This window comes from Staphylococcus gallinarum (assembly GCF_029774255.1).
Classification (GTDB): Bacteria; Bacillota; Bacilli; order Staphylococcales; family Staphylococcaceae; genus Staphylococcus; species Staphylococcus gallinarum.
The window spans coordinates 83,582-96,289 of record NZ_CP069082.1; the positions used below are offsets into that span (position 1 = coordinate 83,582).

Here is a 12,708-nt window from a genome sequence, read left to right on the forward strand (position 1 = left end):
TTGATAAAGTTAAGTCGAATTAAGAAAGGGTGATTACACATGATTTGTGTTGAGAATATATCTAAGCGTTTTGGTAAGCGAGAAGTCTTGAAAGATATCACGCTCAATATTGAGCAAGGTATCTGTACAGCATTTATTGGTAAGAATGGTGCAGGAAAATCTACGCTAATAGATATAATTATTGGAAATAAACAGTTAGATACTGGAGAAATAGTAGATGAAGATAATTTATTAAATTCACAGCGTATGGCGATACTTTTCCAGAAAACACAGTTTCCAAAAATGTTAAAGGTGAGAGAATTGTTGGAGTTACACCAGTCTTTTTATAAACAAGTTATTTCAATTGAGCGATTTCAAGAAATAACGCAATTTGATGAAGGACAATTAGAACAAATGGCGGATAGTTTATCTGGAGGACAAAAGCGCATTTTAGATTTTGCTTTAACTTTAGTCGGGATACCTGAGTTTTTGATTATGGATGAACCAACTACTGCAATGGATATAGAAACTCGGGCGCATTTTTGGCAAATAATTGCTGATTTAAAACATAAAGGTATGACTATTTTATACACTTCACATTATATAGAAGAAGTAGAAAGAATGGCAGATCACGTGATATTACTAGATGAAGGTGTTATTCAAATTAGCGATTCTCCTGAAAATATAAGAACAAATGGTAGTCGTTCAGTAATAAACATTCCGAAATATTATCATAAGATAATAGAAAGTATGGATAATGATTGTAAAGTTTTAGAAAAGGGTCATTATTATAAAATTGAAACAAATGATGTAGGTAAAATTGTTGATGATTTAATTCGACTAAATGTAAACCTGAATGAAATTGAAATTCATAAATCGTCACTATTGGATATTATGTTTAATAACAAGGATGGAGTGGTTGAAATATGATGTTAGCGTACTTGCAAACTGAAATAAAAGTATTGTTTCGTAAAAAGATGTATTTAATCATATCGATATTTTTGCCAGTAGTATTCTATTTATTATTCACCTCATTGTTAGATTTACCATCAGCAGCTGCACAGAAATTTTATAAAGAGTATATGTATAGTATGACTGTATTTAGTTTAATGAGCTTTTGTTTAATGTCATTTCCTTTAGATATGATAGAAGAGAGAACAAGTGGTTGGTTTAGACATTTAATGTCGACACCTTTAACAGCTACTAAATATTTTACAGTTAAAATATTTAGAGCGATGATTCAATTTGCATTAGCAATTATTGTTATTTTTACGGTAGGACACTTTTATAAAAATGTTACTATGGATTTACAAAGTTGGCTATTCTCAGGTTTAATATTATGGCTTGGTGCAAGTCTATTTTTAACTTTTGGTTTAGTTATTGCACAATTTAAAGATGCTCAAAAGGCCAGTAGTTTTGCGAATATACTTAATTTAATTTTAGCAATAATCGGTGGTTTATGGTTCCCAGTGAATACTTTTCCAGAATGGTTACAAAATATTTCAACTAAAACTCCGACATATAATTTGAAATTAATTGCCTATGATTTAGGTAAGGGCGAAGGTGTTAATCTAGAATCTTTCGGTGTTTTAATTATCTATAGTATAATTTTTCTAGGTATAGCATTATATATAAATAAAAAAAGAGATGTGGAATAACTATGAAAAAAAGAGGTTGGGGTGTTCGTCTAGGTGAAATATCTACGTTAATTTATTTACTATTTCCTTTTCTTTCAATATTTGATGAAAAAAGAGGGTTTCAAGTAGTGTATATAAGTGTGCTATTAATATTTAGTATATCTTATTTAATCTTAGTATTATATCATGACAAATTAAATAGAAATAACATGTATATCATGTTAATTATTCACTACTTAGGAATTATATATTTTGTATATAGTGTCAATCCGATGAACAGTTTATTCTTCTTTTTTAGTGCGTTTGCTTTACCTTTTATAATGGGAGTATCTGTGAAATCAAAAGAATTTTATACCTTTATAGCTACAATGATTATTTGTTTAGTTATAACTTATTTTGTAACTCCAACTTATTTTGTCCTAATAATTGTATTTTACTTAGTTATTTTAATAGTTACATTAGGTAATTTTAAAGCGAGAGAAGATCGGAAAGTTAGGGAAGAATTAGAAGAAAAGAACAAATATATTAATGTCTTAATCGCTGAACAAGAACGCAACCGTATAGGGCAAGATTTACACGATACTTTGGGTCATATATTTGCGAGCTTAACTTTAAAATCAGAATTAGCAGAAAAACTTATAGATAAGGACGTTGAAGCGGCCAAAAAAGAAATGAACTCTGTCACGGCACTCTCTAGAGATGCTTTGAAAAAGGTGAGAGCTATAGTTGAAGATTTGAAAGTTCAATCATTTGAGGAAGAAGTGAAATCGGTTGAAACAATTTTAAATAACGCTAATTTAAAATTTACTTTTCATAATAAAGGTGGAGCGAAATCACTTAATCCAGCAAAGCAATCGATATTATCTATGATTCTGAGGGAAGCAATTAATAATATTGTAAAACATGCACAAGCGACTAAAGTTGTTGGTGAATTGCAAGAGGAACAAAATACATTGAAAATGACAATTTCTGACAATGGTATTGGTATAAACACAAAAAAGGTACAAAAGTTACAGAGTATTGAGGAACGAGTGAATTATTTGAACGGGCATTTAGAATTTCACTCCAACAATGGTACAACTTTAGTGATAGAAATTCCTAGGGGTGATTTGAAATGATATCAATCGTAATCGCAGAAGATCAATTAATGCTTAGAGAAGCAATGGTTCAATTACTCAATTTAAATGATGATTTAAACGTACTGGCCGATGTTGATAATGGTAAAGCTGTGATGGAATATGTGGAAGATGAAGTGCCGGATGTTATTATTTTGGATGTGGAAATGCCTCAAATGACAGGTCTTGAAGTATTGGCAGAGATTAGAGAACGACAAATTGAAACAAAAGTAATAATTGTCACAACATTTAAACGACCTGGCTACTTTGAAAGAGCTGTGGCGAATGATGTTGATGCATATGTATTAAAGGAGCGCTCGATTGAAGATTTAGCATCTACTATCCATAATGTTGTCGCAGGAGAAAAAGAATATAGTGCTTCGTTGATGACATCATTATTTTCAGATTCTAATCCACTAACACATAAGGAACAAATTGTTTTAAGAGAGATTGGTGAAGGTCTCAGCAGCAAAGAAATTGCAACGAAATTATATTTATCAAACGGAACAGTAAGAAACTATACTTCGATAATCATTGAAAAATTAGTTGCTGAAAATCGCTTTGATGCATGGAAAAAAGCAGTTGATAAAGGTTGGATATAATAATAAATTAAAGAATAAAAAGACTAAAACTTAACTATATATTTATCAGAGAGTACTATTTCGTAATTCATGGATTAGTACTCTTTTTCTATATTGGTTTATGTTTGTTGAATAGATAACATTTTATGTCTAAGCAAAATAATTAGCGAAGTTAAGTTTTGCTACTTTTAATATATTTATTAAAAAATAATGTAGTCATTTTCTGGTGTTAGTATTAAAATATGATTGATGATTTTAAATTTAAGTTTTTGCTAATTATAAGCAAATAATAGGGTGCTAAGATTACAATATTATATTTGATAACGTATTGTGTTCAGAGTCATAGATGGGGAGGTCATATACATATGAAATTTTGTTCGAATTGTGGAAATAAATTAGAGGAAAATCAATCATTTTGCAATAAGTGTGGTAAGCAAGTGAATGTTGGCACTAGTGAAGGTACTGAAAGTAGCAGTAATTCAAATGACAACAGTAGTACAAATAGTGAAAGCAGCATTAACCCTAATTACAGCAGTACTACAGGTAGTGAAAGTAGTAGTAACTCAAAGTATGACGCTAGCATAAACAGTGAGTACAGAAATAGCTCTAATTACAATCCTAATTCTTATAGTAAAAATAATAACTCAAACTATAGAACGAGTAATTATACGCAACGAAATAATGATTATTTATATTCAAGTAAGAAGAAAAAGAAATCTGCAACAGTAATTATATTATCTATTGTTGCAGTACTATTATTGCTAGGTGCTTTAATTGTTGCGGGATATTTTTTATTTAAAAATTTGAATATTAATATAAATACCGGCGATAGTTCTGAAAGTAATGCTAATAATCAAAGAATTTCTATTAATGTTTTATCGGATCAATTTAGCTCAGATTTTATGAAGAGTGATAATTCAGATGGCTACGATGGCTTTAATATTGGTATGTCAAAAGATGATATTAAGGAAGAATTTGGAGAGCCAGAAAGTGTTGATAGCATGGACTTTGGCGAAGTAGAAAAGTATGGCGATATTGGTGTTACCTATGATAGTGATGATACCGTATCTAGTGTTTATGTATTACCACAAGATGTATCCGTTAGTGCCTTCAAACAATTTCATGGTGAGCCAACGATGGAAAGTGATGGTCAGTTAATATATGACGATAATTCAGATAATGGCTTTACCATATTTATAAATGTGAAGGATGGGGAAGTTCAATCTATCGAAAATGGCTATCAGATGGATAGAAATTAAGTCTTTGTGACAAACAGTAAATGATTTGTTACGCAATTAGTATTAGAAATAATATAAATTCATAATATGAAAAGCTCTCATCAAAGTAAACATATAATAATGAAAACTTTGGTGGGAGCTTTTTTGTCTAATAAACAACATAAATTTAAATTATTGGCTACTGAAATACGGTGAAAGAATAATTAGTAAGTTATCTTCAAGCATTTATTTAAACATTTCAATTGTTAGTGGAACTACATAATCTTCTCCACTATATACTTTTACAATTGCAATGATTGTATAGACAAATGATGCAATTGATAAAATAATTAATGGTATAAATCCGATTATGATAATTGTAAGTAACCAAGATACTATGATGTAAATGACGTAGCTGATTAAATAATTGAAAAAGTTTTTACCTTGTTTATTTATAAATTCTGACTCATCTTTTTTCATAAGCCAAATAATGAGTGGACCGATAAAGCTTGTGAAAAGGCTTAATATCCAAAGTAGTAAACCCATTGTTTTGTCATCTTGACTTACTGGTACAAACGCTTGTGGTTCCTTTGATTGATTTATTAAATCCATACTGTTCACACCTATTTTAGTTATTCTGGGTCTCCGTTTTCATCGTATTTCGTTACGTTGCCATCCGAATCTATGATATAAGAACCTGCAAGTTCTCCATCTTTATCTGTGAATGAGAATCCCCAATCTCCGTTATCTTGCTGTTCTGGCTCTTTGTAAGTATATTCTGAGGTATCCAATGTGTGTCCTTCATAATCTTCGACTTTATCGATGACATTTTCTCTAGTTACACTGCCGCTATCGTTATCATCACTACTATCATCTGAGCTAGAGTTACTGCTCTCATTAGAACTGTTTGATTCTGAAATAACACTAGTCCACTCATTGATTTCATTTTGTGATAAATCTTGAAGTTTAACTGTTTTTGGATTATTTAGAATGCGGTTAGACTCACTTTGTGAATAATCATCTTCGTCCCAACGCTTGTCATGGAAATGACTTGGTACGTCATACACATCAACGGTACCATCATTGTTATCTTTGTAAATAACTTGTCCAGATGCAGTGGGTGTACCATATAAAGCTTGTGTTCCGCTTGGATATTTAGCAGAAGCACTTTCATTATATGGATTTAAAGCTTCACCAGATATATCATCATGGGTAACTTTCGTTTCTGAAGCATCTAAGTTATAATCTTTATCTTTAAGAACAGATACCCAGACTTTTGCAAAATGTTCTGGAGAGTTTATATTCTCATTACTGTTATTGTTGGTATGTGTTGATTTATTACTAGATGATTGACTACTGTTATTATCCTTTTTGCTATCATTCTTTTGACTTTGCTTGTTATCGCTTTTGGAGTCATCGTTGGATCCAGTATTAATATTAATGTCACAAGCCCCTAACAAAAGAGAAGCGGACACTGCCCCTATTGCTACATATTTCAATTTCACAAAATATCCCCCTTTAAAGTTTAATTGTCATTTCACTTATGTATTATACACAAAATATTGTGTCATATCTTATTGCTTTTTAAAAAAGAGGGATTACATTAGTAGCAGGATATTTTAAATTTTATATATGATAGAGGGAAACGCGCAATATTTGCAGTAATAAAGTTTTTCAGAAGTGGTAATGGTAAATGTATAAATAACTAATCATTCGAATTTATTTACGGTAGGTGTATCGATGGTGGAAGCTATAGAAATTTTTATCAAACAAATGAATGATATGGCACAAAAATTAAAAATGCACAATACAACGATTAAAAATCCTTCAGGCTTAAGTGCGAGGGGACAATTATCCACTACATATGATATTGCGCTATTAACTTTACATGCGAGCCAAAATCAGTACATTTCAGAGATTTGGCGTAAGAAGGAATATCAAGTTGATATATTAGGAGAAGACTCCCGACAAACAACGATTAAAACAACAATCGAAAATAAATTTTTGTCGGATTATTATACGCTACTAGGAGGAAAAACCGGAACGTTAGGCATTATAAAGAATTTGACTGCAATCGTCTATGAGCAAGGTAAGCCTTATATCGTTGTAACTATAGGGGCACAAGGAAATAGATTTCACCAAACAAGACTGATATTGGATTATGCATTAAAAGGTTCACTTGCAGAAGATATTCAAATTCAAGCTTATACTGTGATGCCATACCCGTCATTCCCGATACATCATTTAAATAATACTAGGTTGCAACAATTATTGGCATATAAAGAACATGAAAAAGTGAATCCAGCAAGTATTATTAAATTACTCACTATATTAACAGCTTTAACCTATCCGATAACTATGGAAGATTCAATTGTAATAGAAGCAGAAGATATCGTAGAAGATGCATTAAATGCTCTGAAAATAGGTGATATCATTAGCGTGAATGATGCCTTGCACTTGATGTTATTAGCTTCTTCCAATATCGCAGCTCAAGCTTTGGCAAGGTTTGTTGGACAGAAAAGCATAAAATAATCCCCCTTTGTAAAAATCAATTATAGTCCGAGGTGATTTATACAAGGGAGATATGTGTTTAGCGTTTATGTCAAATTGCCAGAAATAGAAATAAAATGATGGATGATTAGTGTGAATGCATTTCCTGGGCAATATTTTTGAAAAATGAGCGTATATATTTTTATAGTTCTTGTTTATTAAATATTTTTATAGATAAGATATATGAAATAATCATTGATAAAATCCCAATCAACCCGTAAACGCCTATAATTATAAACTGGCTAAGAGAGTTAGCGATATCTGTCATTGATCCTGATTCGTTTATATTAGGCATTATAAAGACGAAAAAGACTAAGAAAAATAATACTATAACAACAATAGAAGTCACAATGAATATTGCATTAGAATTTTCAGGACCAAATTTGAAGGTTAATGGAAACATAATTGCGTATGTTCCAGCAGCCCCTATACCTACAAGTGCGGACATTACTGCTAGATTAATATTTTGTGTGATGATTGAAACAATAATTAAACCAATGACTAATCCAATTAATGTTAGTACAGTGTAAAATGTAAAATAACTGTTTACATATGCTTTACGGCCACTCGGAAGAGTTGATACAAAATACATCCATCGAGAGTCTTTTTCATGTTTAATATTATCTGTAACAGGTGAAATCAAGAAAATCATAGGCATAAAGCAAGCCATTATAGGATTACTAAAAGTGAAAAACACACTAGCGCCTATACCGAGGAAAAAGTATAAAATTAAAGATTTTTTAGAAGTATAAATACTACTTAATAAAATGCCTTTCATTATTTATCACCTCGCATCAGTATTTTTGTTGCCTCATCGATATTTTGTATTGGCATGGTGTCTGTGAGACGTGACTTGTCATTTACTAAGGAAATTCGTTTGTTGTTATGTGTTCGAGATGCAACTAATATATCATTTGGTATATTAAAGTCTTCTACATTTTGTTCAATGACACCATAATTTTGTAATAATAGATTTTTATCTTCTGTTAATACAATTTTACCGTCTCTCATAAATACAAGTTTTGTAGCTAATTGTTCAATGTCCTCTGAAATATGTGATGAAATCATGATGCCATTTTCCCTAGCAACAAAATCTTGTAATATTTCTATAACTTCTTCTCTACCAGATGCATCCATACCAGCAGTTGCCTCATCTAGAATCAATAATTTACTATTATGGGCTAAACTGATAGCCAATGCTGTTTTCATGCGCATACCACGAGAAAATGTATTAATTAATTGATTAGTTGGTAGTTCGAAATCGTTAATGATACTAAAAAATTGTTCGCTGTTCCAAGTAGTATAAACATTGGAAAATACCTTATTTATTTCTGTAATTGTTAATTTATTAGGTACACGTAAATCATCAAACACTACACCAATCTGTTCTTTGTAATGACTGTCATTTTCAGAAATTGAATCACCGAAAAATTTGATATCTCCTGATGTCTTAAAACGATTTCCTACAATAGTATTAATCAATGTAGACTTACCTGAACCATTTTTCCCGATTAAGCCAATAACTTCTCCAGGTTGAAGCGTTAATGAAATATCTGTAAGTTGGAAGTCTGACTTTTTATACTGTTTATTGAGTTTACTGATTTCTAAAATTGACTTCATAATAATCCTCTCTCTTTTATTTGTAGAATTTTTTAACTTTGAGCAAGTAACCAAAGGCGTTATAACAAAATAGAATGATGAGCATAAATAAACCAATTGTTTGGTTGATACCAGAAATTATGGAAAATAATCCAAGAAATAAAGCAGCTATAATCAGTAAAGAAATATTTATATGATAGACTTTGTACATTGAAACTAGTGTGATATGACGTTCACCTTCATCCATAATTTCTAGAACTTTTTCTGTATATTGCTTTTCACCTTGCTTAGGCATGCGACTATCGTATTTTCGAACAAAAAATCCAATCATCAGCGATGGAATAATGGTAATTATAAATGGAATAATTGCCCAAAAAATGTATGCGTTCGAAGCATTACCTAACGCTAAAATAAATATTGTGATTAAACTGACTAAAATTTGAATATAATAAATCGTACTTGTACGCATAAATTTCAAGCTTGTTAGTTTTTCATAATCATCAGCTTGTTGATCATTGATATCAGTTTCCATTAATGATTTATATTTAAGGGCTTGCTGTTGTACTTTATATAGTAATAAGGTGAGGACGATATTAATTACAGATGCAATAATCGAAATAATTATAACAATTTGATTACTTGTAAATTTAACTATTTCAAATAGGTTTCTATCTTCGAACATGCCAAAGCAAAATCCAATAATTCCACCAACAACAGCACCTATTAATACAAATAATAAATAACGTTTTAGTTTCATAGTTCTTCCTCCTCAAAAATAAATATTTCTTCCACTGGTTCATTAAATATACGTGCTATCTTAACTGCGGTTAATATTGATGGCATAAAATCATTACGTTCTATTAACGATACGGTTTGACGAGATATACCTGCTAATTTAGCAAGTTGCGTTTGATTATAACCATCTCGAGCACGTAACTCTTTTAGTCGATTTTTCAATTATTACCAACTCCTTAACAATAATATATATTACTTTTGTCATTTTGACAACTATATTAGTCAAAATGACAGGTATATATTTATTTTTTGTAGTGAAATTCGACAAGTTAATTTTTAAATATAAGAAATGGTGAAGATAATTTATAACAACAATATATTCACTATAAAAATATTTAAATTTTTGTGTTGTAACTTTACTATATAATTGAAAATATAAAAACAGTGGCGTACCATTAAATTATAAAGAATAAGGAGGTAATACGATGAAAGCTGCAGTATGGTATGGTCAAAAGGATGTTCGAGTTGAAGAGCGTGCACAAAATGAATTAAAGGATGGGGAAGTTAAGGTTAAAGTATCTTGGGCTGGTATTTGTGGAACGGATTTGCATGAATACTTAGAAGGACCTATTTTTATTTCAACTGATAAACCTGATCCATTTCTTGGTGGTAAAGCACCTGTAACTTTAGGGCATGAATTTGCTGGTGTCGTTGAAGAAGTAGGCGCAAATGTTAATAAATTTGCTAAAGGTGATAGAGTCGTAGTTAACCCAACTGTTTCAAAGCGTGAAAAGGAAGAAAATATTGATTTGTATGATGGCTATTCATTTGTAGGTTTAGGTTCTGATGGTGGCTTTGCGGAATTTACCAATGTTCCGGAAGAAAATGTTTATAAATTACCGGATAATGTTTCTGACAAAGAGGGCGCATTAGTTGAGCCAACTGCAGTTGCTGTGCAAGCTATCAAAGAAGGGGAAGTATTATTTGGAGATACAGTAGCTATTTTTGGTGCTGGACCAATCGGCTTGCTAACAGTTGTAGCCGCTAAAGCAGCGGGTGCAAGTAAGATATTTGTCGTCGATTTATCACCAGAAAGATTAGCGAAAGCGAAAGATTTAGGTGCTACACATGTCATTAATTCTGGTGAAGATGATCCGGTTGAAATAATTAAAAATAATACTGACAGTGGTGTTGATGTAGCATTTGAAGTTGCAGGAGTAGCGCCAACACTCAAACTTTCTATTGATGTGACTAAAGCACGTGGAACGGTCGTGATTGTCTCAATCTTCGGTCATCCTATTGAGTGGCATCCAATGCAATTAACGAATACTGGTGTTAAATTAACATCTACGATTGCGTATACACCTACTACTTTCCAACAAACAATTGATTTGATTAATGAAGGTAATTTACAAGTAAAAGATGTGATTACTGATGAAATTCAACTAGAGGATATTGTGGAGTCTGGTTTTGAACAATTAGTAAATGATAAATCACAAGCTAAAATTTTAGTGAAGATTTAACAAGTTTAGGTAACTTAATTACCAAATTCAATATATTTAATAGCTCAAGTGTGCTAATCGAATAAGAAGGCAATTTCTGTTGAGATTGCCTTCTTATTTTAGTTTCCATTGGTAGAGTTAATTGGGACAAGTTTAATTTTTTATACATAAGACACCACGTTAATTTAGTTTAGCGGAAGTTATTAAATGATACGAAAGTGTCTTATTTTTTGTAATAATAGTATCAATGCACTTCGTATGGTTTGCTATACACCTGAGGGAGTAGGGTTAGTGTCAAGACCAAGGCTCGACCATTCCCCTAGGTAAGCGAGCAATAACAATACTGAGTATCGATAACAATAACAAAGCCCATCAAAAATCTTTGATGAGCTTAATGCAAAGTATTTATGTCCCAGATTCTGTATTTTATACAAATTGACCATTTTCAAAAATAACGCGTTGCTTTTCTCCTTTAATAAAGGCATTATAATTATCATTTTGGAAATCAGCTAATAGCGCTCTGGAAGTTCCAAATTTCAAAGTTTGTTCTCCACTTTTTATATACATCTTTCTAAATAATAAGGCGTCTTTTAATGTGATTTTATCAATCATATCGTAGTCTAATTGTACTGCTTCACGATATTCAAAAGTGTTAAATTTCGTTACTACATTTGCCAAGAAATCTTCGCCTAAATAGAAAATAGATAAGTCAGATCTTCTTTGTTGACCAATCAACAACCGACCTTTTTCAAATTTTTGTTGTGGAAAATTCAACTCCAAATATTCTAAAATATCCGCTTCTTTCAATTTAAATTGCATAGTAAGCACCCCTATATGTATGATTTTAAGTTAATAAATCTTTATAAATAAAATATACCCAAATATCGCGCTATTTGAATATTTTTTATAAAAGAAAACAAAAATATTCAATTGCCCAATTCTTATATTTGCCTGTTTGAAAAATTTGTACGATATTTTGATGCACTTATTTCAAAATGTTTTGTAAAGATTTTAGAGAATAACAAGGGATCTTTATAACCTACTTTTAAGGCGATTTCACAAATCATTAAATTAGAATTAATTAATAATTGAGATGCATGATACATCCGAATATAAGTTAAATAATCTTTAGGCGAACAATTTAAATTTTTTTTGAATAGCTTAAATAAATGGCTGCGTGTTATATTTACATGATTTGCAACATCGACAACCATTATATTTCTATGATAATTACTGTTGATAAAATCTACAGCATGTTGAATGTCTTCATTTATAATTGCTATTTCGGTTGAAAATGTTTTAGGGAATAATGTCTGTAAATGATAAACGAGTTGGTATAAATTTTGTATAATTAAAATGTCCGAACCGTTTTGTGTATCAACTGATTTAGATAATTCACAGACATTTTGAATAATTGTTTTAATATCGGAAGTATCCTCATTGCTGATAACGTAATTATCAACAATTTGACAACGATTGAGATAATTGATAATTTGCTTTCCACCCACGCCAAGCCAATAATACGTCCAAGGATTTGAAAACGAAGGATAGTATTCAACAGTTTCACCTTTCTTTAATAAAAATATATCACCTTCTTTTAAGTGATGTTCCACATCCTGACATTTAAATGTGCCTTCTCCATTTGTAACAATATGTAAAACGGCGTCTTTTATTACTGTATATTGGTAACCTACATTAGGCACACCAACCTCAATACCACATTCAACTAGATTTGCGTCAATGTGCTTCTTTTGGAATTTTTTCCAAAGTAATTGCATGACATTACACCTCGA

The 12,708-nt window shown here is 30.9% G+C and carries 15 protein-coding genes; 7 read left to right on the plus strand and 8 right to left on the minus strand.

From position 1 onward, the window contains the following. Positions 1 to 39: 39 nt before the first annotated feature. The 5 genes from JN168_RS00355 (at position 40) to JN168_RS00375 (ending at position 4,571) form a co-directional block, all read left to right on the plus strand. On the plus strand, positions 40 to 909 hold the full coding sequence (locus tag JN168_RS00355) for an ABC transporter ATP-binding protein (RefSeq protein ID WP_279526038.1): 870 nt from the start codon (positions 40 to 42) through the stop codon (positions 907 to 909). Continuing rightward, positions 906 to 1,637 (plus strand): ABC transporter permease, encoded by a 732-nt coding sequence (locus tag JN168_RS00360; protein ID WP_279526039.1) that lies wholly within the window; start codon positions 906 to 908, stop codon positions 1,635 to 1,637. Before JN168_RS00355 ends, JN168_RS00360 begins: the two co-directional genes overlap by 4 nt. Positions 1,638 to 1,639: 2 nt before the next feature. Continuing rightward, positions 1,640 to 2,734: a sensor histidine kinase gene (locus tag JN168_RS00365; protein ID WP_232138956.1), complete on the plus strand. Its 1,095-nt coding sequence runs from the start codon at positions 1,640 to 1,642 to the stop codon at positions 2,732 to 2,734. Further along, positions 2,731 to 3,333 carry a response regulator transcription factor gene (locus JN168_RS00370; RefSeq protein WP_042737871.1) on the plus strand — a complete coding sequence of 201 codons (603 nt, stop codon included), beginning with the start codon at positions 2,731 to 2,733 and terminating at the stop codon, positions 3,331 to 3,333. Before JN168_RS00365 ends, JN168_RS00370 begins: the two co-directional genes overlap by 4 nt. Positions 3,334 to 3,677: 344 nt before the next feature. Further along, positions 3,678 to 4,571 (plus strand): zinc ribbon domain-containing protein, encoded by an 894-nt coding sequence (locus JN168_RS00375; protein WP_279526040.1) that lies wholly within the window; start codon positions 3,678 to 3,680, stop codon positions 4,569 to 4,571. A gap of 204 nt (positions 4,572 to 4,775) precedes the next feature. Here JN168_RS00375 and JN168_RS00380 read toward each other — a convergent pair whose 3' ends face one another. Continuing rightward, entirely contained in the window at positions 4,776 to 5,141 is a 366-nt protein-coding gene (locus JN168_RS00380) for a DUF4870 domain-containing protein (RefSeq protein ID WP_107642061.1), read from the minus strand. A 20-nt stretch (positions 5,142 to 5,161) separates the two neighbouring features. Further along, complete coding sequence (locus JN168_RS00385) at positions 5,162 to 6,028, minus strand: hypothetical protein (RefSeq protein ID WP_481133369.1); 867 nt, start codon at positions 6,026 to 6,028, stop codon at positions 5,162 to 5,164. A gap of 241 nt (positions 6,029 to 6,269) precedes the next feature. Between JN168_RS00385 and JN168_RS00390 the strand changes: the two genes are divergently transcribed. Next, positions 6,270 to 7,061: a serine hydrolase gene (locus JN168_RS00390; RefSeq protein WP_279526042.1), complete on the plus strand. Its 792-nt coding sequence runs from the start codon at positions 6,270 to 6,272 to the stop codon at positions 7,059 to 7,061. Positions 7,062 to 7,221: 160 nt separating this feature from the next. Here JN168_RS00390 and JN168_RS00395 read toward each other — a convergent pair whose 3' ends face one another. From JN168_RS00395 to JN168_RS00410, 4 genes are read right to left on the minus strand one after another with little or no spacing between them, the layout of a single operon-like run. Further along, positions 7,222 to 7,857, minus strand: coding sequence for an ABC-2 transporter permease (locus tag JN168_RS00395; RefSeq protein WP_119480039.1), 636 nt, complete (start codon positions 7,855 to 7,857; stop codon positions 7,222 to 7,224). After that, complete coding sequence (locus JN168_RS00400) at positions 7,857 to 8,699, minus strand: ABC transporter ATP-binding protein (RefSeq protein ID WP_279526043.1); 843 nt, start codon at positions 8,697 to 8,699, stop codon at positions 7,857 to 7,859. The genes JN168_RS00395 and JN168_RS00400 overlap by 1 nt, the downstream gene beginning before the upstream one ends. Positions 8,700 to 8,715: 16 nt before the next feature. Further along, positions 8,716 to 9,435 carry a DUF3169 family protein gene (locus tag JN168_RS00405; protein WP_279526044.1) on the minus strand — a complete coding sequence of 240 codons (720 nt, stop codon included), beginning with the start codon at positions 9,433 to 9,435 and terminating at the stop codon, positions 8,716 to 8,718. After that, positions 9,432 to 9,635 carry a helix-turn-helix transcriptional regulator gene (locus JN168_RS00410; RefSeq protein ID WP_119480042.1) on the minus strand — a complete coding sequence of 68 codons (204 nt, stop codon included), beginning with the start codon at positions 9,633 to 9,635 and terminating at the stop codon, positions 9,432 to 9,434. The genes JN168_RS00405 and JN168_RS00410 overlap by 4 nt, the downstream gene beginning before the upstream one ends. Positions 9,636 to 9,898: 263 nt before the next feature. On the opposite strand from JN168_RS00410, the gene JN168_RS00415 reads away from it, so the two are divergent. Beyond that, a complete protein-coding gene (locus tag JN168_RS00415) occupies positions 9,899 to 10,936 on the plus strand; it encodes a 2,3-butanediol dehydrogenase (protein WP_107579672.1) in 1,038 nt (345 codons plus the stop codon). 405 nt (positions 10,937 to 11,341) lie between these two features. On the opposite strand, the gene JN168_RS00420 is transcribed toward JN168_RS00415, so the two are convergent. Continuing rightward, entirely contained in the window at positions 11,342 to 11,734 is a 393-nt protein-coding gene (locus JN168_RS00420) for a hypothetical protein (protein ID WP_042737884.1), read from the minus strand. A gap of 122 nt (positions 11,735 to 11,856) precedes the next feature. Then, complete coding sequence (locus JN168_RS00425) at positions 11,857 to 12,693, minus strand: AraC family transcriptional regulator (RefSeq protein WP_279526045.1); 837 nt, start codon at positions 12,691 to 12,693, stop codon at positions 11,857 to 11,859. Positions 12,694 to 12,708 lie beyond the last annotated feature (15 nt).

Bases quoted from the DNA above. Each gene is read 5' to 3' on its own strand.
- JN168_RS00415 (WP_107579672.1), top strand. From the start codon at position 9,899: ATGAAAGCTGCAGTATGGTATGGTCAAAAGGATGTTCGAGTTGAAGAG.
- JN168_RS00365 (WP_232138956.1), top strand. From the start codon at position 1,640: ATGAAAAAAAGAGGTTGGGGTGTTCGTCTAGGTGAAATATCTACGTTA.
- JN168_RS00375 (WP_279526040.1), top strand. From the start codon at position 3,678: ATGAAATTTTGTTCGAATTGTGGAAATAAATTAGAGGAAAATCAATCA.
- JN168_RS00380 (WP_107642061.1), bottom strand. From the start codon at position 5,141: ATGGATTTAATAAATCAATCAAAGGAACCACAAGCGTTTGTACCAGTA.
- JN168_RS00405 (WP_279526044.1), bottom strand. From the start codon at position 9,435: ATGAAACTAAAACGTTATTTATTATTTGTATTAATAGGTGCTGTTGTT.
- JN168_RS00425 (WP_279526045.1), bottom strand. From the start codon at position 12,693: ATGCAATTACTTTGGAAAAAATTCCAAAAGAAGCACATTGACGCAAAT.
- JN168_RS00370 (WP_042737871.1), top strand. From the start codon at position 2,731: ATGATATCAATCGTAATCGCAGAAGATCAATTAATGCTTAGAGAAGCA.
- JN168_RS00395 (WP_119480039.1), bottom strand. From the start codon at position 7,857: ATGAAAGGCATTTTATTAAGTAGTATTTATACTTCTAAAAAATCTTTA.
- JN168_RS00420 (WP_042737884.1), bottom strand. From the start codon at position 11,734: ATGCAATTTAAATTGAAAGAAGCGGATATTTTAGAATATTTGGAGTTG.
- JN168_RS00390 (WP_279526042.1), top strand. From the start codon at position 6,270: ATGGTGGAAGCTATAGAAATTTTTATCAAACAAATGAATGATATGGCA.
- JN168_RS00360 (WP_279526039.1), top strand. From the start codon at position 906: ATGATGTTAGCGTACTTGCAAACTGAAATAAAAGTATTGTTTCGTAAA.
- JN168_RS00400 (WP_279526043.1), bottom strand. From the start codon at position 8,699: ATGAAGTCAATTTTAGAAATCAGTAAACTCAATAAACAGTATAAAAAG.
- JN168_RS00355 (WP_279526038.1), top strand. From the start codon at position 40: ATGATTTGTGTTGAGAATATATCTAAGCGTTTTGGTAAGCGAGAAGTC.